Consider the following 24313-nt stretch of genomic DNA (forward strand, 5'->3'; position numbering starts at 1 on the left):
CTCCTGACAATTTCATTAAAGGTTCTAAACAGATCCTAATTATTATCCAGTATTTTTTTAATAATGACCATGATTTCTCCAGTAAGAATGGGACTTTCAGCGGGTAAAATCAAACCATTTGACCAATGGCGAAGCCAGGTTAACTGACGCTTGGCCAATTGTCTTGTTGCAGCAATGCCTTTACTCTGCAACTGTAAATAATCATATTCACCTTGCAAAAAAGAAAATACCTGACGATATCCCACACTTCGCATCGAAGGATGAGCTAACGTTAAGTTCCATCGCCGAACAATGTCTCTTACTTCCTCAATCAGCCCTGCAGACAACATTTGTTCAAAACGCAAAGCAATGCGATGGTGCAACCATTGACGTTGTTCCGGCATTAAAAGCAAATTAACAAAGCGAAGAGGATGGCGATTATCCGCCTCGGCCAGAAAAAATTCTGACAATGGCTTGCCGGTTAATTGATATACTTCCAAAGCACGCTGTATTCGCTGTGAATCATTTGGATGAATTCTTGCCGCGGCTGCTGGGTCAACCCTTGCCAACTGACCATGCATGGCCAACCATCCTTCTTCTGCCGCTTGTTGTAAAATTCGATGGCGAATTTGTTCATCCGCCTGTGGTAGTATGGATAATCCTTGCTGCAGAGCACGAAAATACATCATCGTGCCGCCAACCAGCAAAGGAATTTTTCCTTGTCCATGGATTACATCGCACAATTTATATACATCCTCACAAAAATGAGCGGCTGAATAATGGGCTGGAGGATCTAAAATATCAATTAAATGATGCGGCGCTTGGCTCAATGTTTGTGCGCTTGGTTTGGCGGTGCCTATATCCATGCCACGATAGATCATTGCAGAATCAACACTAATAATTTCAAATGGAAATTTTTGTACCAATTCACACGCGATTGCTGTTTTACCGGAGGCGGTTGGCCCCATTAAACAAACGGCTAGGGTCTCGTTACACTTAATCATTCAATAAACCCCGACAAATATCGAGACTTAAGGGGATATACCATGATTCTGATGGACCAAATTGCGAAATTAACTGCACGAAATAATTCGCCAAATCCTGCTGCTCCTCATACTCTAATTGTTTAATATCAAACGATTGACAATCCAGAAGCGCATTTAACTGTTCGGATAGCCCGAAACATTTATCAAGGATCAGCCGTTCCAATAATTTCTGCAGATCCAATTGTGGCATAATCTTAGGCACACTACGGATAATGATTGTTGTCTCACCAATAAAATCGAGTTGAATCCCTAATTGCTTCCAGTTCGGCTGGTTTTGTTCAATGGTTCGATAATAACAAGCGTCAATGGAATAACGAACTGGCACAAGCAGCGGGCGGGAAGCTAATGGCAACGATTGCTGTTTTAAAAGTGAGGCTAATCGATGCCGGTACAACCGCTTAACATCCACAAGAAACGCCTCTTCTGTCACAAAAAACAAAGCGAAACAAGGATTTAAAACGACCAAGGCAGGTAAATCAATGTCCCGGGAAATCGATTCAACGAATGAAAATCTCGGCGCGCCTGTCTCCCTAATTTGTATCGATGATCTATCATTTACCTTTGGCATAAAAGGATTAACCGATTCTGTGCGCGGTCGCGATAAGCCACAAGACAGCTGCGAAACGATCAAATCATGCACCAACCTTGGTTGTTGAAAACGAACTTCGTGCTTTGTTGGATGAACATTCACGTCAACTTCTTGCGGTGCAATGGACAAATACAATAAACAAGCAGGATATCGACCAGGATGCAATAAACCGTCATAAGCTTGCTTAATGGCGTGATTGATTAATTTATCTTTCACCATACGTTGATTAACATATACCCACTGTCTGTCATTTTGACTACGTTGATAGGAAGGCCCAGCGATCCAGCCATATAATTGCATCTCGCCATGCATCACATCCAAAGCGATGGCTTGCTCAACAAACGCCTTTCCCAATAATTTTTTAATCCGTAATTGCTTGTTTTTTTCACAAACAGCAGAAGGCAGCACCAACATTGGTTTACCATTATGGCTTAAAGTGATTGATATCGTAGGAATACTCATGGCAAATCGCCGGACCACTGCATCGATGGCCTGATATTCGATGTATGACGACTTGAGGAATTTTTTTCGGACGGGCGCATTAAAAAAGAGATCATGCACTTCAACCGTTGTCCCTTGCTGTCTAGCACATGGCAATAAACGATGGTCAGTACCACGCATCGACAAACACACGGCATGCTCCTGCACTGCCGGCTTAGAACTTATCAATAACTTAGACACAGAAGCAATGCTTGCTAAAGCTTCTCCTCGAAACCCCATACTAGAAATTGCATATAAATCATCAATATTTGCAATCTTACTGGTCGCATGGGCCGTTACTGCTAAAAGAAGATCATCGGCAAAAATCCCTGAACCATTATCACTAACTTTAATACGACTTAACCCTCCAGAATCAATTTCAATATGTATGGCGCTAGCACCAGCATCGACTGAATTCTCCAGCAATTCTTTGACAACAGATGCAGGTCGCTCTATGACTTCACCAGCGGCAATTTGATTAGCCACCTCTGGCGGTAATTGATGAATTCTTATGACCATGACTTGGGAATATTAAGTGTTTGCCCAGGCTGTAATCGTTCGGTTGATAAATGATTAAAATGTTTAAGTGCAGCGATGTTGGTGTGATAATGCCTGGCAATCACTGGCAACGTTTCGCCTTTTTTTACAAGATGTTTGCCAGCACTAGATAATGCTTCGATACGTGAACCATAGGGAGGATGTTCAAAAAAATAACGCTTTATCCCTTGAAAGATAGCCTGGGTCAAGCGAGTCTGATAAACGCCACTCGTGAGATTTTTTTCCTCACGAGGATTGGAAATAAAACCGGTTTCAATGAGCACTGACGGAATATCAGGTGATTTCAAAACGACAAAACGAGCTTGCTCAACCTTTTCATGATGTAAATTAGTTATTCTATCCAGATATTGCAAAACACTGGCGCCTATTTGTAAGCTTGCGCTAATCGTCGCAGTTTGTGATAAATCGATTAATACTGTGCGTACTAAATTATTTTTATCATCAAGCTCTGAGAGATTAACCCCACCTAATTCCGAGTAATTTTCCTTTTCAGCAAGCCACCTAGCCGCCTCACTGGTAGCACCCGTTTGTGATAAGGCAAATACAGAAACTCCATTAGAGTGCTGGTTAATAAAAGCATCCGCATGAATGGATACAAACACATCTGCATTATGCTTTCTCGCGATATTTAACCGTTCACGCAAACCAACATAATAATCGCCAGTACGAGTTAAAACAGCCCTCATTCCAGGCTCTTTATCAATAACATCTTTCAGTTTCCGCGCAATAGCCAAGACAACCTCTTTCTCGGCATGCCGATTTGGCCCTATTGCCCCTGGATCTTTACCTCCATGACCAGGATCAAGAACAATGATGACATCACGGAGCGATTTAGCTGGATTATGGCTCACCTTCACTGGCGATTTGTTTATAGCCACTTGAGCTACCCTATTATTAGTTTCAGCATTTTTTTTCAGGAATTCCAAATGCAATTTACCCGCTGCTTTAACCTCTTTAATTTGTACAGGGGATTTTACATCAAACACAATCCGCAGCGTCTGCGCATCAGGGTGGCCACTACGTACATGGGCAATCAAAAGATGTTTTTTTATTAAGGGGTGCACCTTAATATTTGTTGCGGTTTGGGCAAAATCAACAACCACTCGCGAAGGGTTTTTTAAGATAAACAGTTTATAGGAAAAAAATCCATTCAAGGAAAAAACAGCAGACGCTTTATCCTCTTGCTCCTTAATATCAAGCGATGTAAGGGTCGCGGCAAAAACCGCATTACAATAACATAACAAAAGCAACACTCTTATCAGTTGCATATGCACCATTCACCGGCGAGAGATGTCATTAGTTTAGAACCATGAGCGCTATACGTATTTGCATGCAGTGCACGTCCTTCACCTTTCATCGACAATGTAAATTCAACATCAACCTGTTCAAGGTAGCAAGAGGCTCGTTCAGGCCACTCAATAACACATATTGTATTATCCGAAAAATAATCTCGAAAACCAAGATAGTCCAGTTCAGTTTCATCTTGAATACGGTACAGATCAAAATGATGAACTTGCAGATCAGAAACAGAATAACTTTCAATAAGAGAGAACGTTGGGCTTTTAATGGTCGAGCACACGCCTAATGCCTTCAGCATGGCGCGAATCATGGTTGTTTTTCCCGAACCAATCTCACCACTGAACGTCAATGTCAATGGAACCGTCAGACAGGCGGCTAAGCGTGCTGCAAATTGCTCGCTACAATACTCATTTGGTAAATCAATGGTAAAACTCATATTCATTTTATACATTATGTCACGATTAATAACTTACCTTATTTCGAAAAAAACACGCTCTAATCATTAATTCGACGCTGTAGGTAGGGAATTAAGTCACTGGCAAGCAACCCCCGCTCCCCTTTTTCAGTGGCTGCATCATCACCAGCCACCGCATGCAACCAGACACCAAGTCTGGCTGCATCAGCAAGTTGTATCTTTTGTGCAAGCAACCCACCTATCGCGCCACTCAATATATCACCCATTCCAGCACTAGCCATTCCTGGATTTCCTGCTGTACAAACATACGCCTCTTGCGCTCCAATATTGATTATCGTCCCCACGCCTTTAAGAATAACACTGCCTCCATATTTCTGCTGAATAAGCCGTGCAGCCTTGCAACGATCTGCTTGAATTTCAGTAACGGAACAGGCCAATAAGGCAGCGGCTTCTCCGGGATGAGGCGTCAATATCCAGTTATCATCCTTTTGGGGGGAACGTGCAAGCAATCTTAATGCAGACGCATCAATCACCAAGGGAAGTTGCGCGGCGACAGCAACAGAAAATAATTGCTTCGCCCACGCATCCTCACCAAGTCCTGGCCCAATAACACCTACTGTCGCCCTGGCCAACAAAGGGAAAAGTTCTTCTACATCATGGATGGCATAAATCATTGCTTCCGGTAAAAGAGGTAACACACCTCCTGCATGCTTAGGCCAAGTTGCTACAGTAACGACACCTGCACCAACTCTTAACGCAGCAGAAGCAGCCATATGTGCAGCTCCAGGCATGCCTGGTCCACCGCCAATAATCAATACATGACCATACATGCCTTTATGGGAGTTCTTGTTTCGTGGTCTTATCGTTTTTCTTAACTGTTGTCCATCGAGTTGGTAAGCCGTCGGTGACATATTGGCAAGACACTGACCTAACTGTAAATCATGACAAATAACTTTGCCGCAATACTCTGGACCATCTAAAGTAAACAGCCCTATTTTGGGGGCAATAAACGTTACCGTGACATCTGCATGAATGCAAACCCCAAGCACACAACCCGTATCAGCATTCAATCCTGAGGGAACATCCAGTGACAACACAGGCAACCCACTGTCATTAATAAGATTAATGACCTGTGCAATCGAATGATGCACATCCCCCTGTAACCCAATACCAAGTAACCCATCGACGATCAAATCGACGTCATCATCCAATGAATCATCAAAACTCTGGCAAGAAACCCCAGCAGCAATGGCCAGAGAAGCAGCGTAGCGAGCTGTTGGCGGCAAATCTTCGATGGCTTTATCTTGATAAACAATCACTGAAATGCCGTTTTGTTGTGCCAACCGCGCTACAACATAGCCATCACCCCCATTATTTCCACCGCCGCAAAATACAGCGATTGAACGCGCCTGCGGATAAATGCTTCTGATGACATTAAATGCGGCCGCTCCTGCCCGCTCCATGAGCTCTTCTTCCGTAAAGCCGAATTTATCGACCGCTAGACGCTCACATAATCGGATATCACGAGTTATATAAAGCGCTGCAGCCGTTTTAGCCATTCCTTACCCACTCCTTAGTTTTCTTCATGCAGCAAAAAAGATCATTTAACCAACTTTAGTGCAGGTTTGCTACGTGTTCCTGTTCCAGTGCCCGATGTTAATGGAGAAGTCGGTGGTGGATTATCCTCTTCTTCAGAAAACTCCATCCCTCTGCCATTTTCTTTTGCATAAATCGCAAGTACCGCTCCTGGGGTCAAAAAAATTTGAGTCGCTTGGCCGGAAAAACGTGCAGTAAATAAAATTTTATCATTTTCCAGATGCAATCCACGGCATGCTTTAGGGGAAATATTCAAAACAATCCGACCACCACTAACATGCTCTTGAGGAACCTGAACCCCTGGAGCTTCTGCATTAACCAAAAGATAAGGTGTTAAATCATTATCTACAATCCACTCGTAAATGCCGCGAATTAGATACGGTTTACTTGAAGTCATTGTTGTCATCACGCCGCCCTTAGCTGCCTCTCAACATCGGTTAAACTGGTCTGAAATGATTCTCGCTTGAATAAACGTTGCATGTAAGCATTCAATCCTTTGACTTGAGATGAAACATCAATCCCTAACTGCGGCAGGCGCCAAAGTAAAGGAGCCAAAGCACAATCTAGAAGCGAAAACTCTTCACTCAGAAAATAAGGCTTATCAGCAAACACTGGTTCCAGATTGGTTAAGCTTTCAAGCAGCAATTTACGGGCTTGCTCTATCTCATTGCTCGACTGAATGCGATGCAATAATGAGTACCAGTCCTGTTCAATACGGTGCATCATTTTGCGCGTTTCAGCACGAGCAACAGGATAAACAGGCAATAACGGAGGATGGGGAAAACGCTCATCTAAATATTCCATAATAATACGAGCTTCATACAGCACCAGATCACGATCAATTAAAGTCGGAACCGTGCCATAAGGATTTACTGTCATTAAATCATTAGAATTGACACCTTGTTTAGCAGAAATAATTTCTACATTCACTCCTTTTTCTGCCAATACAATTCTCACTTGGTGACTGTAAACATCATTATTATCCGAATACAAAGACATAATCGTGCGTCTTGCAATAATAGCCATCAACAACTCCTCATCATTCGTCAAAAGGTCACTATTTTACCATATTTTAAAATTTGGTGCTGAAAATGGCGGTAAATACTAATTAAAAAAATCTTATATCATGTATAAATAGTGGCCTGGAGTACATACGACATCCAGGCATTATCAACCCACTGTCTTTAAAACCACTAATGAATATTCCGCCAATAGAGTTTTTTCAGTTGAAAAGCAACCACTGCAAAAAGGCCCAAAAAAATCATCACAAACCATCCAATTCGATAACGAATGAACTGATTTGGTTCAGCAACGTACATGAGAAACGTTACCAGATCTTGTAACGCACTATCAAACTGCTGTTGAGTCATTTCGCCATTTTTTATCAAGACAAGTGTCGCATCCTGTGGTTTACCCATTTGCTTTTCTGTTTTTTCAGCCACGACTTCACCTTGTAAGGGTGCTAAAACATTCGGCATAGCTACATCAGGAATTAAAAGATTATTAGCCCCAAACGGCCTGGTATGATCAACATAAAAGCTTTTTAAGTAAGTATACAACCAATTAGCGCCTCTCTCCCGGCCCGATAAGCTCAAATCCGGAGGCATTTTACCAAACCATTGTCGAGCATCAGCCTCCGGCATGCTGATTTCAATGGGATCGTATATTTTTGCTGTCGTAAATATAAGATTATTGGTTAAGAGATCTTTGTCAACATGACCGTCAAAGGTGGTTAGTCCTAAATCCTCAGCCATACGATGATAACGGATATAACGTAATGAATGGCATCCAGAACAATAATTCATATACAATCTTGCACCCCTTTGTAACCGTGCCTGATTATGTAAATCAATGGTCACAGGCTTTATTTTTACCTCAGCGGCATCTGCATACGTAAAAGGAATACCCATCATAACGACAAGCCAAACAAGTATTTTTTTCATACTGTGACTCTCTCCGGCTCTTTTCGTGAACGTTCATAATGGCTATAAAAAGGCATTAACAAAAAATAGGAAAAATAAATAATCGTGCAGATTCTTGCCAAGACTTGACGGACAGGAGTGACATCAACGGTTCCTAAATAACCAAGGATTAAAAAACTAAAGACAAAACTCAACAGCGCAATTTTTGATAAATATCCCTTATAACGCATCGATCGCACCGAACTCTTATCCAGCCAGGGAACAAAAATCAATATTAAAATAGCCCCCATCATGACCAATACACCAAATAACTTATCAGGAACAGCTCTTAGCATGGCATAGAAGGGCGTCATATACCACACCGGTGCGATATGTTCTGGAGTCGTTAGCGGATTGGCTGGAGAAAAATTGGCATGTTCAAGAAAATAGCCCCCCATCTCAGGAAAGAAAAACACGACCGCAAAGAAAGCAATCAAAAAAATAAGAATACCGAAAAAATCCTTTACTGTGTAATAAGGATGGAATGGGATTCCATCAAGCGGTTTCCCATGCTTATCAAGATGTTTTTTTATTTCCACGCCATCTGGATTGTTAGAGCCAACCTTATGCAAGGCCACAATATGTAAAAAAACTAATAACAAAAATAAAAGAGGAACACCCACGACATGCAAGGCAAAAAAACGCTGCAATGTTGCATTGGCTATGTTGTAATCACCCCGCAACCAAGTCACCAAGGCATCGCCAACCCAAGGAATAGCGCCAAATAAAGAAGTAATCACTTGTGCGCCCCAATAGGACATCTGTCCCCAAGGAAGCAAATAGCCAAAAAAAGCTTCGGCCATTAAAAGAATAAATAATGCAACTCCAAGCAGCCAAACCAGTTCACGTGGTTTTTGATAAGAGCCATACAACAAACCACGAAACATATGAATATAAATCACAATAAAAAACGCCGAAGCACCGGTTGAATGCATGTATCGTAACAGCCACCCAAAATTAACATCACGCATGATGTATTCTACTGAACTGAATGCTTCTGCAGCCGTGGGGGTATAAAACATGGTTAACCATAAACCAGTAAACAGCTGATTAACCAAAACCACCATGGCCAGTGAACCAAAATAATAATAAAAATTAAAATTTTTAGGTGCGTAATAGTCACTGGCGTGCTGTTTCCAGGTACTCACTAAAGGAAAGCGGGCATTTATCCAATTCAATAATCCACTCATTATAAATCCTTATTTCTCATCTTCACCGATGACAATGACATGCTCACTAACGAATCGGTAAGGAGGGACCTCCAAATTGATAGGGGCGGGAACACCTTTAAACACTCGACCGGCAAGATCAAAACTGGAACCATGACAAGGGCAATAAAAACCACCTGGCCACTCTGGACCTAATTCTTTTTCATAAGGCTTATATTTAGGGGAACAACCAAGATGAGTGCATATACCAATCAATACCAGATATTCAGGTTTGATTGAGCGATATTGATTTTGGGCATATTCTGGCTGTTGATCCACCATCGAATTAGGATCACGCAAACGTCCTTCGACATCAGCAAGATGCTGAACCATTTCGGGTGTGCGCCGAATAATCCATACGGGCTTTCCTCTCCACTCCACGGTCGCTTGTTGGCCAGGCTCCAGTTTACTCAAATCAACTTCTACGGGGGCACCTGCGGCTCTTGCTTTTGCGCTAGGCGTCCAAGAGGCAACAAAAGGCGTCAATGCACATAACGCACCCACTCCTCCTAATACTTTGGTCGTCTTTACCAAAAATTGGCGCCGTTGCTCATCGACTGAGTCATCCTGTGCGCTCTCTGAATTTAGGCTCGGCTCGGTTTCCTGACTCACAACATCATCCTGACATGCAAAAGATAAATCCATTTATATCAAAGAATTGATGCTTTGAAAATGGCTAGCTGCGAAGCATAAAATAACTTATAGGTAAAAAGCCCCGCAGAAAGCGGGGCCGAAATGAATAAATTAACGTTTTGAGTATTGAGTTGCGCGACGTGCGCCGTGAAGTCCGATCTTTTTGCGCTCTACGCGACGAGGGTCGCGAGTAAGCAAACCACGGGCGCGAAGCTTTCTGCGGAACGAGTCAGCACTTGGCTCAACATCCGCTGCCAAGTCGTGCTCATCATATTCTACCAAAGCGCGAGCAATGCCTAAACGAATTGCTCCAGCCTGCCCGGAAATTCCACCACCTTCAACCGTTGCATAAATATCAAACTTGTTGAGAACCTCTACCGTTTCTAACGGCTGCCGGACAATCATACAAGCCGTTTCCCGGCCAAAATAATCTTCCAGATTGCGATTATTAATTTTGATATCGCCTTTGCCTGGACGTAAAAAAACCCTAGCCGATGAGCTTTTTCTGCGGCCGGTACCATAGTATTGCTGCATGTCAGCCATAATACTTATTCCTCAATTTCAAGTTGCTTAGGTTGCTGTGCTGTGTGAGGATGTTCTGTACCGACATATATTTTAAGTTTACGATACATTTCTCGACCTAACGGATTTTTAGGGAGCATACCTTTCACTGCGCGCTCTATGATCTGGACAGGATTTTTTTCCTGCAGTTTGTCAAAAGAAATTGACTTGATACCACCTGGAAAACCAGAATGGTTATAATACATCTTATTCTTAAATTTTCGCCCCGTAACCGTTACTTTTTCTGCATTGGTCACAACAATATAATCACCCGTATCCACGTGAGGAGTATATTCTGCCTTATGTTTTCCACGTAAACGGCGAGCGATCTCGGTTGCAAGACGACCTAATGTTTTATCGCTGGCATCAACCACATACCAGTCACGCTTGACTTCATGTGGCTTGGCGCTGAATGTCTTCATTAATTAACTCCGTACCGCCTTTAATAGTAATCTTTTAATCTTGGACGGGCGATTTTAACCAAAACTCGCTCAACCTACAAGTATCTTTTTAAATTAATCGATTAAAAGCCGGGAAACGACATTACCATGAAGTAAATGATTACGAATAATTTCATCAAGATCAGAAAATGACCGATAATTATACCATATGCCTTCAGGATAAATGACCATGCAAGGACCAAGGCTGCAACGACCCAGGCAACCCGATTTACTGACTCTTATCTTGCCAGAACCATGCATGTCAAGCCGCTTAAGCGCTTTTTTTAAATAATCAAAAAATGGCTCGCCACCCAGATTCGCACAGCAGGTTTTACCAGGAGCTTTTTGATTTGTACAAATAAAAACATGTTTCACATAATGGGACAAAGCATTCTACCCTCTACAAATCTTGTCACTCTTTGGAAATGGCTTCGCCCTGAGCCTCAACTTTTGTTTTCAACTTAAGGCCTGGCTTAAAGGTAACCACGCGTCTTGCCTCTACAGGAATTTCTTCGCCCGTTTTAGGATTTCTACCTGGACGTTTTGGTTTATCACGTAAAGTAAAATTACCAAAACCAGATAATTTTACATTTTGGCCATTTTCAAGCGCATACCGTATCTCCTCAAAAAAGAGCTCAACGATTTCCTTTGCATCCGGTTTGGCCAACCCAACTTCACTATATAAAGCTTCCGCTATAACAGCTTTACTTAATGCATTCACGATTAATCCCTCAATGTAATGGCAAACTCATTCTTTAGTTTTTTTATTATAGCACTGATTATTATATTGATCTCGGCATCAACCAGTGTGCGGTTATCATCCTGCAAGGTCAAGGCCACAGCAAGACTTTTTTTACCGGCAGGGATGGAATCACCAGTATAGACATCAAATACATTAAATCCTTTTAACCATTCAGGCGCTACAACAGCACGTATGGCTTCCTCTATCTGTATAGCATTTATTTCTTGATTAACCAGTAAAGACAAATCTCTTCGGATCTGCGGATATTTTGAAATCGGCCGATAGTGAACTGGATCCTGTCGCAAAAAGGATAATGAAAGCTCAAATAACAAGACTTCGCCATCAAAATCCAAGGCATCTACGAGTCGCGGATGCAAGGCACCAATCCAGCCAACCGCTTGCTTTCCAACCAAAATGCATGCAGATTTTCCTGGATGCAATGCTGGGTGAACCGCAGCAACAAAATCAACATCATTGACATTCAATGTGGCAAACAATGCCTGTACATCTCCTTTTAAATCATAAAAATCAAATATTCTTGTCGTCTCACTCCAATTTAAAGTGCCATGTTCTCCCAGTAATAAACCTGCAACGCAAGGACGCTCTTCCACGAGATGACCATTCCTGTTAAAGACAACGCCAACCTCGAAAAGCTTTATGGCCGTCTGTTGACGATGATAATTATAAATCATGGAGGCGATCAATCCTGGCCACATGCCAACACGCATGTTCGATAATTCCTGAGAAATAGGATTAAGCAGTTGCAACGCTTGTGATTGGGGATAAACCGCTTGCTGTAATTCCGGGTCGACAAAACTATAACTAATGGTTTCATGATAACCACGATGACTTAAAAAATTTGAAATCCGCGTTGATAACTGTTCATATGGATTGACTTTGCCTGCTTGCAATGACGTCAGCATCGGTTGCACTGTGATATTCTCATAGCCATACAAACGGATAATTTCTTCGACTAAATCAACCTCAAGAGAAATATCAAATCGATAAGAAGGAATATCAACAAGCCAATAGTCCTGTTGATGAGTGATGTTCATCCCAAGACGACTCAGTATCTGTTCCATTTCTGTGACTGGAACTTCCAAGCCGCTTAATTGTTTTACTTTAACTGGATTAAATAAAACCTTCACCAATTGCGGTAATTTTTGCGGATGATTAACCGTTGTAATGGGACCAATTTCTCCTCCAACAATAGTGTGTAATAGTTCAGTAGCTCGCTCCATCGCCAAAACTTGCAACGCAGGGTCAACACCACGTTCGAACCGTTGGGAAGAATCACTGGTCAAACCATATCGTCGCGCCACGCCTGCAATATGAATTGGGTTAAAAAAAGCGCTTTCCAGTAAAATATCTGTTGTATTGGTCTGTACGGAACTTGCCTCCCCGCCCATAATGCCGGCAAGGGCCAATGGCTTACTACTATCGGCAATCACCAACACATCCTTGGATAATGCCACTTCCTGGCCATCGAGCAGTATCAACATTTCCTCTTCATGAGCATATCGCACATAAATATCGCCTTCAATGGCTTGTAAATCAAAGGCATGCATGGGCTGACCAAGTTCAAGCATGACATAATTAGTCACATCCACCACTGGATGCAACGGACGAACTCCCCCCCGACGTAATCGCTCTTGCATCCACAACGGCGTCACAGCATGAGGGTTAATTGCACGAATGATTCGGCTGCAATATTGAGGACAAGCATCCGTCGCTTGCAAATGAATGGTCAACGAAGCATCGATTTGTGGCTTGTTTATTTTAGGATGTGGCTTGTCCATCGGTAATTTATTTAATGCAGCCACTTCTCTTGCGACGCCCAAGACACTAAAACAATCAGCGCGATTTGGCGTTAAATCAATATCCAACACATGATCATCTAAGCTCAGGTATTCACGTAAATCAGCGCCAATCGGTGCCTCTTGCGCGAGTTCAAGAATACCGTCTGAACGTTCTTCCAAACCAAGCTCACTGCCTGAACAAAGCATGCCCTGTGACAACTGGCCACGAAGTTTTACTTCTTTGATTTTGACACCACCTGGCAAATAAGCTCCCAAACAGGCTAATGCTACTTTCAATCCTGCTCGAACATTTGGTGCACCACAAACGATGGTATAAGTTTTCTCATCGCCTGCATTAACTTCGCAAACAGTCAATTTATCCGCTTGAGGGTGTGGCATGGTACTTAGTACTTCGGCTACAACCACTTTATCAAACTGACCTGCAACCGGGCTGACCGCATCAACTTCTAATCCAGCCATGGTCAATTGTGCGGCCAGTTGCTGGGCAGTCAGTTGATAATTAACCCATTCACGCAACCATAATTCACTGATTTTCATTGAAATTCCTAGGTTAGGGTCTGTTGACAGATCTTAGAATTGCTTTAAAAAAGCCATGTCATTCTCAAACATCATTCGCAAGTCATCAATGCCAAAATAAAGCATGGCAAGCCGGTCAATACCCATACCAAACGCCCACCCCTGATACGTTTCAGGAGAAATATTTACGGCTTTGAGTACATTAGGATGTACCATGCCGCAGCCAAGCACTTCAAGCCATCCTGTAAATTTACAGGAGCGACATCCTGCACCAGAACATTGAGTGCATTCAATATCCACTTCTGCAGAAGGTTCTGTAAAAGGAAAATAAGAGGGACGGAATCGAATGCCTAGCGTACGACCAAAAAAATAAGAAAAAAAATCCTGCAATAATCCCTTTAATCCAGCTAAGGTAGCTTGTTTATCAATCAGTAATCCTTCTACTTGATGAAACATGGGGGTATGAGTTAAATCCGAATCACAACGGTAGACTCGACCTGGCGCAATCAAACGTAAGGGTGGGGTTCTTGCTTCCATCACCCGTATTTGCACAGGCGAGGTATGAGTACGCAGCAAACGACCATCGCCAAAATAGAACGTATCATGCATGGCGCGTGCTGGATGATGCTCTGGAATATTTAATGCTGCAAAATTATAAAATTCAGTTTCAACTTCAGGACCTTCAACAACATCAAATCCCAGTCGGCTGAAATAATCATTGATGCATTGCTTTACCTGGGTCACTGGATGCAATGCTCCTGTCTTGTTATTCCGTCCGGGTAAAGATACATCGATGCGTTCAGCCGCAAGTTTTTCTTGTAATAAAATTTCTTTTAACTGCAATAACTTTTTTTCAATACGAATGCTGATGTCTCGTTTAGCTTGATTGACAAGCTGTCCTACTTTAGGCTTATCTACGGCTGGCAAATTCACTAAATTTTTAAGAATTTCAGTTAATAAGCCCTTTTTCCCTAAAAAATCAACACGGATCGCTTCCAGCTGACTGATTTCCTGAGCGTTCTCGATGGCATTAAACGCAGCCTCTTGTAATGCGGTAATATCTTGCATGATGTAACCTACAAGTAAAAAGGAGGCTCAAAAGCCTCCTTGTTAACACTTAGAACCTCTGTTATGAGGCAAGAGCCGCTTTTGCACGTTCAGCAATCGCTGCAAAAGCTGTCTTATCATGCACAGCCATATCAGCAAGCACTTTACGATCGAGTTCAATCTCGGCTTTTTTCAAACCGTTCATTAAACGACTGTATGAAAGACCGCACTCGCGGGCTTGTGCATTAATTCTTGTGATCCACAGCGCCCGAAACTGCCGTTTTCTTTGTCGGCGATCACGATAAGCATACTGTCCGGCTTTAATCACTGCTTGCTTGGCAACACGGTACACCCGGCTTCGGGCACCATAGTAACCTTTTGCTTGCTTTAAAACCTTTTTATGACGGGCTTTTGCTGTTACCCCACGTTTCACTCTTGGCATAATATATTCCTCCCCTTAACTACCATGCAACATACGCTCGGCAAGACGTGCATCGCATGACTTCAAGGTATTCGAAGCAACGCGCAGATGTCGTTTTTGCTTAGTTGATTTTTTAGTGAGGATGTGATTGCGATAAGCGCCTCGGCGCTTTATTGCTCCACTTGCAGTTTTACGGAAGCGCTTATGTGCCCCCCGATGTGACTTTAATTTTGGCATAACTAAATATACTCCGCATTTGGGATAAATATCCAGCAGGTCTGGCAGCAACAATAATGCCTGTACATTTAACAAACCTACTAATACTATCCGATATTTGCTACTTCATCTGATGTAAGACATTCATTCTTAATATCAGCTTCACTTTTTCTTAGGTGATAAAACCATCATTAATTGGCGGCCTTCACGCTTCGCTTGTTGCTCAATGACAGCAAATTCTGCTGTATCTTGCTGCAAACGCTCCATGATTTTCATGCCAACATCCTGATGGGCAACTTCACGTCCGCGAAACCGCAGCGTGATTTTGACCTTATCACCGTGATTGAGGAAACGTATCAGGTTGCGTAGCTTGACCTGATAATCTCCTTCTTCCGTGGTAGGACGGAATTTCAACTCTTTGACTTGTATTTGCTTTTGCTTCTTCTTGGCTTCAGCCTGTTTCTTACTAATTTCAAAGAGGTATTTACCATAGTCCATAATGCGACATACCGGCGGCTTGGCATTAGGAGATATTTCCACCAAATCCAAACCACTTTCGTCTGCAGCACGCAGAGCTTCTCGTGTTGATACAATTCCAGCCTGGTTGCCATCTACATCAATTAAACGTACTTCAACCACATTGATCTGTTCATTAATTCGCGCGCGATCACCATCACGCTTATTTGATGCACTAATGGTTAAATCCTCCTACTGGTTTATGTGTGTTGATAGCCTCTTTGCACCGATTTCTTGGTTAAGCATATCGCAAATTGCATCAATTGTCATCGATCCCAAATCTGCACCTTCCCGTGAACGCACTGTTACGAGATTATTTTCGACTTCTTTGTCCCCAATAATTAGCAAATAAGGTACCTTTTGCAAGGTGTGCTCGCGAATTTTAAAGCCAATCTTCTCATTTCTCAAGTCAAAATTCGAACGAATACCTTTCTTTTGCAAAATTTCATTTACCTTTGCAGCATAACAATGCTGTTTTTCACTAATTGTGAGAACGGACGTCTGGATAGGTGCCAACCATAAGGGAAGCTGACCCGCGTAATGTTCAATCAAAATCCCCATAAAACGTTCAAAAGAACCAAGGATAGCTCGATGCAGCATGACCGGGATTTGTTTTGAACCATCTTCTGCCACATATTGAGCTTCCAGACGTTGCGGCATGGAAAAATCAACTTGAATTGTACCACATTGCCAAATGCGTCCAAGACAATCTTTCAGAGAACATTCAATTTTTGGCCCATAAAATGCACCCTCGCCAGGAGCATCAAGACACTCAATCGCTCTGCTTTTCATTGCTTGCCTTAAAGCTTCCTCAGCTTTATCCCATATCGCATCAGACCCGACACGTTTTTCTGGCCGAAGCGCCAAACGATAAATAATATCTGAGAATCCAAAATCAGCATACACTGATTGTACGAGTTCCAACATCATGGCCACTTCGGATTGAATTTGCTCTTCTGTACAGAAAATATGAGCGTCATCCTGCACCATATTGCGTACCCGCATGAGGCCATGCAACGAACCGGAAGGCTCGCACCGATGACAATTACCGAATTCAGCCAAACGCAAAGGCAAATCGCGATAACTTTTAATGCCTTGATTATAAACCTGTACATGACAAGGACAATTCATTGGTTTTACAGCGTAATGTCGATTTTCCGTCTCTGTGAAAAACATTTCCTCACGAAAGTTATCCCAATGACCAGATTTCTCCCATAATACTTGATCAACCAATTGCGGCGTCTTGATTTCCTGATAACCAAACTCATGAAGACGTGCTCGCATGTATTGTTCTAATAATTGGTAAATAGTCCATCCTTTGGGATGCCAAAATACCATACCAGGCGCAATGTCTTGAAAGTGAAACAGATTTAATGCTTTACCTAACTTTCGATGATCGCGTTTTTCAGCTTCCTCCAACCGATGCAAATAATCAGCCAGTGATTTTTGATCCGCCCAAGCCGTACCATAAATGCGCTGCAACATTTCATTGTTAGCATCGCCACGCCAATAAGCACCAGCTACTTTTGTCAATTTAAATGCTTTTAGGAACCCTGTAGAAGGCACGTGAGGACCTCGACATAAATCCTCAAAATTCCCTTGACGATACAAGGAGATGGTTTCATTTTCTGGAATTTCAGCAATTATTTTTGCTTTATATTCTTCCCCCAAACTGCGAAAATAAGCGATCGCTTCATCTCGCGGCAACTCACGTCGAGACACAGGATAATCGGCTGCAGCCAACGTTTTCATCTTTTCTTCAATGCTTACCAAATCCTCAAGTGTAAATGCGCGATCAAAAGCAAAATCGTAATAAAAACCATCTTCGATCACAGGCCCAATAGTCACTTGGGCACTAGGAAATAACTGTTTTACTGCTTGTGCCAATAGATGGGCCGTAGAATGCCGGATAATGTCTAAAGCCTCGGGAGTTTTTTCAGTAATGATGAGTAAAGAGCAATCCCTTGTCAGTACATAATTAACATCCACCAACTGATCATCTACTCGTCCAGCAACAGCAGTCTTCGCTAATCCAGGACTGATGCTATAAGCAACCTCACGAATGGTTAAGGGATGCTCAAAATGTTTAGTGCTCCCATCAGGCAGTTTGATGTTTGGCATCGATAGACCTCTCTTTAATTCATTCCATTCACACGCAGTCCAATCCTTATGTGCAGCATTATTTTTCTACTGCATTGGATGGTTTCTCAACAAGCTCAAAAAAAAACCCTGCATGGCAGGGTTGACTGGTAGGCACGAGTGGGATCGAACCACCGACCACCACCATGTCAAGGTGGTGCTCTACCACTGAGCTACGTGCCTGTAATTCGTTCTACATTAAGAGTTTGTTTGTAAATTCGCCAACAAGCTCCAAGAATGGCAGGTATTATATTAAAGCTCATGCCGCAAAGCAAACCATTTCAATAGGGATGAGTTAAAACGCCTCTGAACGCTTGTTTTAATGAAGGAAGGCTGGAATGGATTATCCTCATTCCAGCCATAAAATTACACGAAGTTGGTCGCTATGGTTCAGCCACTATTCCTTCAACATTAGCTCAAACACAGCAAGTTGCATCCATCGGATGCTGCGATTTTTACCTTGGTCTAGACAAAGCAGAAACGATTTCCATCCGTTTCATCGCATATTGTATACAATACAAAACCAAAGTCAACCAATAATTTCTAAAGGAAACTAATTGTTTCTAAATAAATGATAATTTGCGTAAAAAAAATCAATTTGTTACAATCTGTCTTTAGTTAACGCACTTAGGTTCCAGCATCACTATGGAGAAGGTCGACTTAACAAAACAGTTTGCCCATCGCCTTCGTGATACGCTGATTGCGGCCGGGTATAATTCCCAGCGTTCTACTTCAGGCGTCAATATCCACAAACTGGCAGAGATTACGGGCTATTCCCCCCAAATTTGTCGAAAATACCTGCGTGGACAAGCAATCCCTGAGCCATCAAAATTAACTGAAATTGCTGAAAAACTTCATGTGTCTCCAGGATGGCTACTGTTTGGCGACAGTCATAATGACAGTGGTACAGCAAATCATAAAATTACAATTAATAAAAATTTACTTCGCTATATTTTCATGCGGGCGAATGAGCTTTATAATGCTAAACTTTCGAGCCAAGAAATCACTGATTTTTTGTTTGACTTAGTGAATGACATTAGTCAGATCAATGCTAATGAAGAACAATCAAAAAAAATAATTGATTTAGCTCTGACCTCGGTCAGACATTTTAGTCATGGAAGCATTTAAGTATTATTCATGGAACATGTAAGAAAGGAAACAATACTTCATCCTGGCCTTTTGGATATACTCTTTGCCTATAAAAGCAAAGTATCTAGTATATTCCGCGACGTCTTGGGTATTCACGAAATCAGCCACATTGCCATCTCCTATGTGAATGCGGATAATGAACTGTTGTCGCTCTCATCGACACCCGCTCTTGAATTTAATTTATTTAACAGTAATCTATGGCGCTATGATCAAACTTATCAAGCCGACTGGTATCAATTGTGTACTCAAGCGAACTGGCAATCCTTATATACAGCCATACGCTATGATGAATTGTATTACATCAAACAAATCAAGCATCGATATCCTCTAGGCCTTTCTCTTGCTGCAAAACTTGATAGTGCTTACCTAATCTATTCCATTGCAAGTCATAAAAATTGCATACACACACAGGAAATGTTTGCTCAGGAACATGATAGTTTTTATAAAATTGGACAATATTGCACAAACATGCTCTTGCCTTTATTTCTGGAACATAAGCATTCGTATTCACTTGGCATACAGTCACGGACCAGCGTATGAAGCATCAAAATAAAATCATCTTAGGTGGTTTCATGGGAAATTTAGTGGAAGCCTATGACGTTTCTATCTGTTATTTTCTTTCCTATGAATTATCGACCGTTTTAATTGGCGATAATAAAGGTAATCCAACGATCGTATTAACGTTGATATTTCTTGCCTATCTTGCCAAACCAGTCGGTGCTTTTATTTTAGGCCTGCTCTCTGATCTTTATGGCCGCAAGAATATACTGATTGGCTCAATCTTAGTGATGGGATTGTCGACCGCCCTTATAGGATGCATTCCTGGCTATGCTCACATCGGTCTCTTTTCTGCAGCTGCCCTATTGACGCTACGAATCATTCAGAGCATGGCATTAGGTTCAGAGTTTCTTAACTCAGCCTCTTTTCTTGTAGAAAGCGGCGATAACAAGCAACGAGGGTTTCGTGGCTGCTGGTCTTCTGTTGGTGTTAAAGCCGGATATTTACTTGCTTGCTTGGTCACTGAAATCACACGAACCTATGGAATAAGTGCAGAACACGGCTGGACCTGGCGGATTCCTTTTCTCCTTGCTCTCGTTACAACGCTCGTTGGTATTTCTATTCGTTTTGGTATGCCTGAAAGCCTTGCCTATATCACGTATTATGCAGATAGAAAAAAGCCAACGACCCGCTCCATTTATCAGCAGTCAATCCAGTTTGTCCGACAATATCCTTTTTTGTTTAATTATGCTTTTTTCGCCAGTTTTTTATCCGTTGCTACAGGATTTTTCTTTTACCTGTACATCCCAATGCATGCTGTGAATTACTCCGCTCTTCCACGGGAATTCATCGTTCACTCAACGATTCTATCCTTAGTGTTTGTAACCTTGTTGATCCCTGTCTTTGGGCGACTATCCGATAAGCAAGACCGCTTAAAAATGCTACTTTATGCCACGTTGGGCATACTTATCTTATCCTATCCCTTTATGCATGCCATTAATTTTGGCAGTGCCTTATGTTTTTTCACAATGCAGCTGCTCATCTCTGTTCCATGTGCATGCTATTACAGTGTGTCTTCTGTTTTATTAATTGAACTCTTTCCCTTACAGATCCGCTGCACTGCTTTATCTATTATATTTTCAATCGCTGCAAGCCTTGCTGCTGGATTGCCACCATTATTAGCTGATTATCTTGCACGGGTCACTCACCACCCCAATGCTCCCAGCTTGATTATGATTTTGCTTGCAATCATCGTACTAGGAAATATTAAAACCTTATCCCGCCTTTATCGAACAAGTAGAAACCAGTATTCAATTACAATGCATGAGGATAAACCTACTTTTATCATTCAGTATGAAAAAGTTGCCATGAAATAACAGACCCTAGTTATAGAGGCTCAGAAATCACCTGATTGACTAATGTATCAATGCTATCTTGAGCCTTTTGAATTTCTTTTTGAAAATTTAAGAACTCGCTTCTTTGCATCTCATCTTCATGAGGCGTTTCAAATCCTGTCAGTTTGGCCACCACTTCCGCCTGCAAATCCACAAGCTTTTGATTTAATCTGATAATACTAACCCGGGTATCCTCATCAACAATATCCAGAAGTCTGAATGGATTAATAAGTTGTTCCGTACCCATTCTTTTTCTCCCATTTGTTTAAATTTTTTTAGACAATAAATCCAGCGATCAGTGCACAAAGCCTAGATGTATTTCTTAATTTGTCAAGGCAAACATGATGCTAGAAACACAGTTTATAATGAATAAAAAACGGCGAGGAATTGCTGTCAATAAAGAATAATCAAAGAAAGACCTTCTTGGGAAAGCCAGATAAATCCCTTTCGCCAGATTAATAATCAGTGATATCATTGCGCTTTTAGTGCACAGTGGTTGCTATGATACTACATTATTTATTCATTATGGGAATCTGTGTGGAAGCAGTCACCGGCGCTATCGCAGCTGGACGTAAGAAAATGGATTTTTTTGGAGTGATGTTAATCGCATGCATCACAGCGCTCGGCGGAGGTACCGTTCGCGATGTCTTGTTTAATACCCATCCTCTGACTTGGATTGCTCATCCAGAATATTTACTGTACACATCAGGATGTGCATTACTGACCATTTTTATTGCCCATTCTTTAATTCGCATTATGAAAATCTTTCTGATTCTTGATGCACTTGGACTATCAGCATTTGTGATTATCGGGACACAAAAAATTCTTTTACACGGATTGCCTCCAAGTGTTGCAATCATTGGTGGAATGGTTACAGGCATATGCGGAGGCATGCTGCGTGATATTTTATGCAATGATATTCCACTGGTCTTACGTAAAGAACTGTACGCTGTCATTGCTTTAATTGGCGCGCTGTTATTCATTGTGTTAGAACATTTTCATATACCTAAAAATATCAATATTGTTATTACATTAACTGCTATTTTTAGCACCAGATTACTGGCCATATTTTTTCATATTGAAATGCCTAAATTTGACTATGCACGCAGCTTGCAAAAACGATATCCAAATCATCGATCGTAACCACCATGGCCTCACACCCTGATTCTTCAAGAAAGAAGGCAACATTTTAGCGAACAATTCCACACCTGCGCTAAATATAGCCGTTTCATGGCAGAAGCTCGCTCTGGTTGCGATAGTTGCTTGATGCAATATTCCGATCTAAAGTTAAGTGACCTGGCACCTGCCCAGTGTTTGCAATTAGAAACCATACAGCTGATATTGGGTGGCACAGTATCTTTAATTCATTATCTTTTACCTTAAGGATATTTTATGCAAAACATGGAGATTAATCTTGAGCAACTGCCTGCCAGTTTGCGACGTAATTGGGGATGGTTGCTAGGATTAGGTATTTTATTTGTTATATTAGGCTGTATTGGCCTCGGAATGGTTGTCGGTTTAACCTTGGTTAGCATGCTATTCTTAGGAGTTCTCTTAATCATTGGTGGTTTTTCCCAGATCATCGATGTGTTTAAAAGCAAGCATTGGAAAGGCTCCGCCTGGCACGCACTCATTGCTGTGCTTTATCTTATGGGTGGCGGGATTATTATTTATGACCCGTTTCTAGCTTCCACCGTTATTACCGCATTGCTGGCCGCAGTCTTAATCGTCATGGGAGTCATACGCTTTATTATGGCCATAACCCTTCGAGACTCAAAGGGATGGGGATGGCTGTTATTATCCGGATTAACGGCTGGTATTTTGGGTTTATTAATATTCATGCAGTGGCCATGGAGCGGCCTATGGATCATTGGCTTATTTATTACCGTTGAGATGCTCGTAAGTGGCTGGACTTATATATTTCTAGCGTTAGCCATCCGCCGGGCCTGAGTTTTTAAGCGGCCGCCTGGATATTACTTTGTTATCCAGGCGGCTAACTATTAGCTTGCATTTACATGCTGATAACGAGCCACGCTACTCATGATTTCTGCCTGGGCAGCTTCCACAGCTTCCCAACCGTCCACCCGAACCCATTTTCCTTCTTCTAAATCTTTATAATGTTTAAAAAAATGTTCAATGGACAATAGTAATGGTTGCGGTAAATCTCGATAAGTTTTTACCATTTCATACATTTTACTTAATTTATTAAGTGGAACAGCAAGCACTTTTGCATCGACACCGGACTCATCGGTCATTTTTAGCAGGCCAACTGCACGACAACGAATCACCGAACCACTAATCAGTGGAACAGGAGTCACCACTAATACGTCAACCGGATCACCATCTTCTGATAAGGTATTAGGAATATAGCCATAATTAGCCGGATAATACATGGCCGTCGCCATGAAACGATCAACAAATAATGCTCCTGTTTCCTTATCCACTTCATACTTGACTGGTTCCCCGCGCATGGGAATTTCAATGATGACATTCATTTCGTTCGGTAAATCACGACCACTATTAATTTCCTTTAAACCCATTCCAGCACCTATAACAATTAAAAGACGCAGTATTATGCGTAATTTGTCATAAAAAGGCAAAGGAACGTTGATTTGCTGTAAATTAGTTTTTAGTTATTTCAAAAAAAAAGAGAAGCTAACCGGCTTATATTTTTTTTGCTATAATTTTAGTCTTTGATAATCTTGAGATGGGTATGAGCTGCTTATTCTGTAAAATAGTCGCCGGTGAAATTCCAGCAACCATTATTTTCGAAGACACAGAAATCATTGCTTTTCGTGATATTAAACCGCAAGCACCAACGCATGTTCTAGTGATTCCCAAGCAACACATTCCAACGATTGATGAGGCTGATACAAAAGACGAACAGCTATTGGGCCGTATGATTTTGGCCGCAAAAAAAATAGCCTGTTCTGAAGGGTTAAGCAAACGTGGTTACCGTTTAGTATTTAATGTAAATTCGGGTGGAGGTCAGGATGTCTATCACATTCACTTACATATTCTTGGCGGGCGACAAATGACTTGGCCACCAGGTTAAATCTTTTTGCTTAGGGCAAAATTATTGAAGGTCAA

Annotated in this window: 28 protein-coding genes and 1 tRNA gene; 6 read left to right on the forward strand and 23 right to left on the reverse strand. The window is 41.8% G+C overall.

Features of this window, described 5'->3' with window-relative positions; genetic code table 11:
* Positions 1-35: 35 nt before the first annotated feature.
* The 21 genes from miaA to E1O52_RS04680 all read right to left on the reverse strand — a co-directional run bounded on the left by miaA (position 36) and on the right by E1O52_RS04680 (position 18365).
* A complete protein-coding gene (gene miaA, locus E1O52_RS04580) occupies positions 36-983 on the reverse strand; it encodes a tRNA (adenosine(37)-N6)-dimethylallyltransferase MiaA (RefSeq protein ID WP_133127534.1) in 948 nt (315 codons plus the stop codon).
* The gene (mutL, locus tag E1O52_RS04585; RefSeq protein ID WP_133127535.1) at positions 976-2613 is read right to left on the reverse strand and encodes a DNA mismatch repair endonuclease MutL; all 1638 of its coding nucleotides are present in this window, start codon (positions 2611-2613) and stop codon (positions 976-978) included. Before mutL ends, miaA begins: the two co-directional genes overlap by 8 nt.
* Complete coding sequence (locus E1O52_RS04590) at positions 2604-3920, reverse strand: N-acetylmuramoyl-L-alanine amidase (RefSeq protein WP_133127536.1); 1317 nt, start codon at positions 3918-3920, stop codon at positions 2604-2606. The genes mutL and E1O52_RS04590 overlap by 10 nt, the downstream gene beginning before the upstream one ends.
* Positions 3911-4402 carry a tRNA (adenosine(37)-N6)-threonylcarbamoyltransferase complex ATPase subunit type 1 TsaE gene (tsaE, locus tag E1O52_RS04595; protein ID WP_133127537.1) on the reverse strand — a complete coding sequence of 164 codons (492 nt, stop codon included), beginning with the start codon at positions 4400-4402 and terminating at the stop codon, positions 3911-3913. Before tsaE ends, E1O52_RS04590 begins: the two co-directional genes overlap by 10 nt.
* A 44-nt stretch (positions 4403-4446) precedes the next feature.
* On the reverse strand, positions 4447-5925 hold the full coding sequence (locus E1O52_RS04600; RefSeq protein WP_133127538.1) for an NAD(P)H-hydrate dehydratase: 1479 nt from the start codon (positions 5923-5925) through the stop codon (positions 4447-4449).
* 41 nt (positions 5926-5966) lie between these two features.
* Entirely contained in the window at positions 5967-6359 is a 393-nt protein-coding gene (locus E1O52_RS04605; protein ID WP_133127726.1) for a ClpXP protease specificity-enhancing factor, read from the reverse strand.
* Positions 6360-6367: 8 nt separating this feature from the next.
* Complete coding sequence (gene sspA / locus E1O52_RS04610) at positions 6368-6988, reverse strand: stringent starvation protein SspA (protein ID WP_133127539.1); 621 nt, start codon at positions 6986-6988, stop codon at positions 6368-6370.
* Positions 6989-7155: 167 nt separating this feature from the next.
* Positions 7156-7905, reverse strand: coding sequence for a cytochrome c1 (locus E1O52_RS04615; protein ID WP_133127540.1), 750 nt, complete (start codon positions 7903-7905; stop codon positions 7156-7158).
* A complete protein-coding gene (locus E1O52_RS04620) occupies positions 7902-9113 on the reverse strand; it encodes a cytochrome b (protein WP_133127541.1) in 1212 nt (403 codons plus the stop codon). The genes E1O52_RS04615 and E1O52_RS04620 overlap by 4 nt, the downstream gene beginning before the upstream one ends.
* 9 nt (positions 9114-9122) lie before the next feature.
* Entirely contained in the window at positions 9123-9776 is a 654-nt protein-coding gene (petA, locus tag E1O52_RS04625) for a ubiquinol-cytochrome c reductase iron-sulfur subunit (protein WP_133127542.1), read from the reverse strand.
* 99 nt (positions 9777-9875) lie between these two features.
* On the reverse strand, positions 9876-10307 hold the full coding sequence (gene rpsI, locus E1O52_RS04630) for a 30S ribosomal protein S9 (protein WP_133127543.1): 432 nt from the start codon (positions 10305-10307) through the stop codon (positions 9876-9878).
* Positions 10308-10312: 5 nt separating this feature from the next.
* A complete protein-coding gene (rplM, locus tag E1O52_RS04635) occupies positions 10313-10747 on the reverse strand; it encodes a 50S ribosomal protein L13 (RefSeq protein ID WP_133127544.1) in 435 nt (144 codons plus the stop codon).
* A gap of 93 nt (positions 10748-10840) precedes the next feature.
* The gene (locus E1O52_RS04640) at positions 10841-11152 is read right to left on the reverse strand and encodes a (2Fe-2S) ferredoxin domain-containing protein (RefSeq protein ID WP_133127545.1); all 312 of its coding nucleotides are present in this window, start codon (positions 11150-11152) and stop codon (positions 10841-10843) included.
* A 25-nt stretch (positions 11153-11177) separates the two neighbouring features.
* The gene (locus E1O52_RS04645; RefSeq protein WP_133127546.1) at positions 11178-11486 is read right to left on the reverse strand and encodes an integration host factor subunit alpha; all 309 of its coding nucleotides are present in this window, start codon (positions 11484-11486) and stop codon (positions 11178-11180) included.
* 2 nt (positions 11487-11488) lie between these two features.
* Positions 11489-13864 (reverse strand): phenylalanine--tRNA ligase subunit beta, encoded by a 2376-nt coding sequence (gene pheT, locus E1O52_RS04650; protein ID WP_133127547.1) that lies wholly within the window; start codon positions 13862-13864, stop codon positions 11489-11491.
* Between the two features lie 33 nt (positions 13865-13897).
* Positions 13898-14911 (reverse strand): phenylalanine--tRNA ligase subunit alpha, encoded by a 1014-nt coding sequence (locus E1O52_RS04655; protein ID WP_133127548.1) that lies wholly within the window; start codon positions 14909-14911, stop codon positions 13898-13900.
* 61 nt (positions 14912-14972) lie between these two features.
* Complete coding sequence (rplT, locus tag E1O52_RS04660; RefSeq protein WP_133127549.1) at positions 14973-15332, reverse strand: 50S ribosomal protein L20; 360 nt, start codon at positions 15330-15332, stop codon at positions 14973-14975.
* Positions 15333-15347: 15 nt separating this feature from the next.
* A complete protein-coding gene (rpmI, locus tag E1O52_RS04665; protein ID WP_133127550.1) occupies positions 15348-15548 on the reverse strand; it encodes a 50S ribosomal protein L35 in 201 nt (66 codons plus the stop codon).
* 141 nt (positions 15549-15689) lie between these two features.
* Positions 15690-16223, reverse strand: coding sequence for a translation initiation factor IF-3 (gene infC, locus E1O52_RS04670; protein WP_133127551.1), 534 nt, complete (start codon positions 16221-16223; stop codon positions 15690-15692).
* Positions 16224-16235: 12 nt separating this feature from the next.
* Entirely contained in the window at positions 16236-18164 is a 1929-nt protein-coding gene (thrS, locus tag E1O52_RS04675; protein WP_133127552.1) for a threonine--tRNA ligase, read from the reverse strand.
* Positions 18165-18290: 126 nt separating this feature from the next.
* Positions 18291-18365: transfer RNA gene (locus tag E1O52_RS04680), tRNA-Val, on the reverse strand.
* A gap of 462 nt (positions 18366-18827) precedes the next feature.
* Here E1O52_RS04680 and E1O52_RS04685 point away from each other — a divergent pair.
* From E1O52_RS04685 to E1O52_RS04695, 3 genes are read left to right on the forward strand one after another with little or no spacing between them, the layout of a single operon-like run.
* Positions 18828-19310: a helix-turn-helix domain-containing protein gene (locus tag E1O52_RS04685; RefSeq protein ID WP_133127553.1), complete on the forward strand. Its 483-nt coding sequence runs from the start codon at positions 18828-18830 to the stop codon at positions 19308-19310.
* Between the two features lie 9 nt (positions 19311-19319).
* Positions 19320-19871, forward strand: a complete 552-nt coding sequence (locus E1O52_RS13280; protein ID WP_207384177.1) for a hypothetical protein — start codon at positions 19320-19322, stop codon at positions 19869-19871.
* Positions 19868-21205 (forward strand): MFS transporter, encoded by a 1338-nt coding sequence (locus E1O52_RS04695; RefSeq protein ID WP_133127554.1) that lies wholly within the window; start codon positions 19868-19870, stop codon positions 21203-21205. The genes E1O52_RS13280 and E1O52_RS04695 overlap by 4 nt, the downstream gene beginning before the upstream one ends.
* 10 nt (positions 21206-21215) lie before the next feature.
* Here E1O52_RS04695 and E1O52_RS04700 read toward each other — a convergent pair whose 3' ends face one another.
* On the reverse strand, positions 21216-21470 hold the full coding sequence (locus E1O52_RS04700; protein ID WP_133127555.1) for a hypothetical protein: 255 nt from the start codon (positions 21468-21470) through the stop codon (positions 21216-21218).
* 254 nt (positions 21471-21724) lie between these two features.
* Between E1O52_RS04700 and E1O52_RS04705 the strand changes: the two genes are divergently transcribed.
* The gene (locus E1O52_RS04705) at positions 21725-22366 is read left to right on the forward strand and encodes a trimeric intracellular cation channel family protein (protein ID WP_133127556.1); all 642 of its coding nucleotides are present in this window, start codon (positions 21725-21727) and stop codon (positions 22364-22366) included.
* 249 nt (positions 22367-22615) lie between these two features.
* Positions 22616-23173, forward strand: coding sequence for an HdeD family acid-resistance protein (locus E1O52_RS04710; protein ID WP_133127557.1), 558 nt, complete (start codon positions 22616-22618; stop codon positions 23171-23173).
* 50 nt (positions 23174-23223) lie between these two features.
* Here the strand turns inward: E1O52_RS04710 and ppa are convergent, their stop codons facing one another.
* Positions 23224-23763 carry an inorganic diphosphatase gene (gene ppa / locus E1O52_RS04715; protein WP_133127558.1) on the reverse strand — a complete coding sequence of 180 codons (540 nt, stop codon included), beginning with the start codon at positions 23761-23763 and terminating at the stop codon, positions 23224-23226.
* A 173-nt stretch (positions 23764-23936) separates the two neighbouring features.
* Here ppa and E1O52_RS04720 point away from each other — a divergent pair, with 173 nt between their 5' ends.
* Positions 23937-24278, forward strand: coding sequence for a histidine triad nucleotide-binding protein (locus E1O52_RS04720; protein WP_133127559.1), 342 nt, complete (start codon positions 23937-23939; stop codon positions 24276-24278).
* Positions 24279-24313: the final 35 nt, after the last annotated feature.

Origin of the sequence: Legionella nagasakiensis, from assembly GCF_900639915.1 — a bacterium.
Taxonomy (GTDB): Bacteria; Pseudomonadota; Gammaproteobacteria; order Legionellales; family Legionellaceae; genus Legionella_A; species Legionella_A nagasakiensis.

Bases quoted from the DNA above. Each gene is read 5' to 3' on its own strand.
- miaA (WP_133127534.1), bottom strand. From the start codon at position 983: ATGATTAAGTGTAACGAGACCCTAGCCGTTTGTTTAATGGGGCCAACC.
- mutL (WP_133127535.1), bottom strand. From the start codon at position 2,613: ATGGTCATAAGAATTCATCAATTACCGCCAGAGGTGGCTAATCAAATT.
- E1O52_RS04590 (WP_133127536.1), bottom strand. From the start codon at position 3,920: ATGCAACTGATAAGAGTGTTGCTTTTGTTATGTTATTGTAATGCGGTT.
- tsaE (WP_133127537.1), bottom strand. From the start codon at position 4,402: ATGTATAAAATGAATATGAGTTTTACCATTGATTTACCAAATGAGTAT.
- E1O52_RS04600 (WP_133127538.1), bottom strand. From the start codon at position 5,925: ATGGCTAAAACGGCTGCAGCGCTTTATATAACTCGTGATATCCGATTA.
- E1O52_RS04605 (WP_133127726.1), bottom strand. From the start codon at position 6,359: ATGACTTCAAGTAAACCGTATCTAATTCGCGGCATTTACGAGTGGATT.
- sspA (WP_133127539.1), bottom strand. From the start codon at position 6,988: ATGGCTATTATTGCAAGACGCACGATTATGTCTTTGTATTCGGATAAT.
- E1O52_RS04615 (WP_133127540.1), bottom strand. From the start codon at position 7,905: ATGAAAAAAATACTTGTTTGGCTTGTCGTTATGATGGGTATTCCTTTT.
- E1O52_RS04620 (WP_133127541.1), bottom strand. From the start codon at position 9,113: ATGAGTGGATTATTGAATTGGATAAATGCCCGCTTTCCTTTAGTGAGT.
- petA (WP_133127542.1), bottom strand. From the start codon at position 9,776: ATGGATTTATCTTTTGCATGTCAGGATGATGTTGTGAGTCAGGAAACC.
- rpsI (WP_133127543.1), bottom strand. From the start codon at position 10,307: ATGGCTGACATGCAGCAATACTATGGTACCGGCCGCAGAAAAAGCTCA.
- rplM (WP_133127544.1), bottom strand. From the start codon at position 10,747: ATGAAGACATTCAGCGCCAAGCCACATGAAGTCAAGCGTGACTGGTAT.
- pheT (WP_133127547.1), bottom strand. From the start codon at position 13,864: ATGAAAATCAGTGAATTATGGTTGCGTGAATGGGTTAATTATCAACTG.
- E1O52_RS04655 (WP_133127548.1), bottom strand. From the start codon at position 14,911: ATGCAAGATATTACCGCATTACAAGAGGCTGCGTTTAATGCCATCGAG.
- rplT (WP_133127549.1), bottom strand. From the start codon at position 15,332: ATGCCAAGAGTGAAACGTGGGGTAACAGCAAAAGCCCGTCATAAAAAG.
- rpmI (WP_133127550.1), bottom strand. From the start codon at position 15,548: ATGCCAAAATTAAAGTCACATCGGGGGGCACATAAGCGCTTCCGTAAA.
- thrS (WP_133127552.1), bottom strand. From the start codon at position 18,164: ATGCCAAACATCAAACTGCCTGATGGGAGCACTAAACATTTTGAGCAT.
- E1O52_RS04685 (WP_133127553.1), top strand. From the start codon at position 18,828: ATGGAGAAGGTCGACTTAACAAAACAGTTTGCCCATCGCCTTCGTGAT.
- E1O52_RS13280 (WP_207384177.1), top strand. From the start codon at position 19,320: ATGGAACATGTAAGAAAGGAAACAATACTTCATCCTGGCCTTTTGGAT.
- E1O52_RS04695 (WP_133127554.1), top strand. From the start codon at position 19,868: ATGAAGCATCAAAATAAAATCATCTTAGGTGGTTTCATGGGAAATTTA.
- E1O52_RS04700 (WP_133127555.1), bottom strand. From the start codon at position 21,470: ATGGGTACGGAACAACTTATTAATCCATTCAGACTTCTGGATATTGTT.
- E1O52_RS04705 (WP_133127556.1), top strand. From the start codon at position 21,725: ATGATACTACATTATTTATTCATTATGGGAATCTGTGTGGAAGCAGTC.
- E1O52_RS04710 (WP_133127557.1), top strand. From the start codon at position 22,616: ATGCAAAACATGGAGATTAATCTTGAGCAACTGCCTGCCAGTTTGCGA.
- ppa (WP_133127558.1), bottom strand. From the start codon at position 23,763: ATGGGTTTAAAGGAAATTAATAGTGGTCGTGATTTACCGAACGAAATG.
- E1O52_RS04720 (WP_133127559.1), top strand. From the start codon at position 23,937: ATGAGCTGCTTATTCTGTAAAATAGTCGCCGGTGAAATTCCAGCAACC.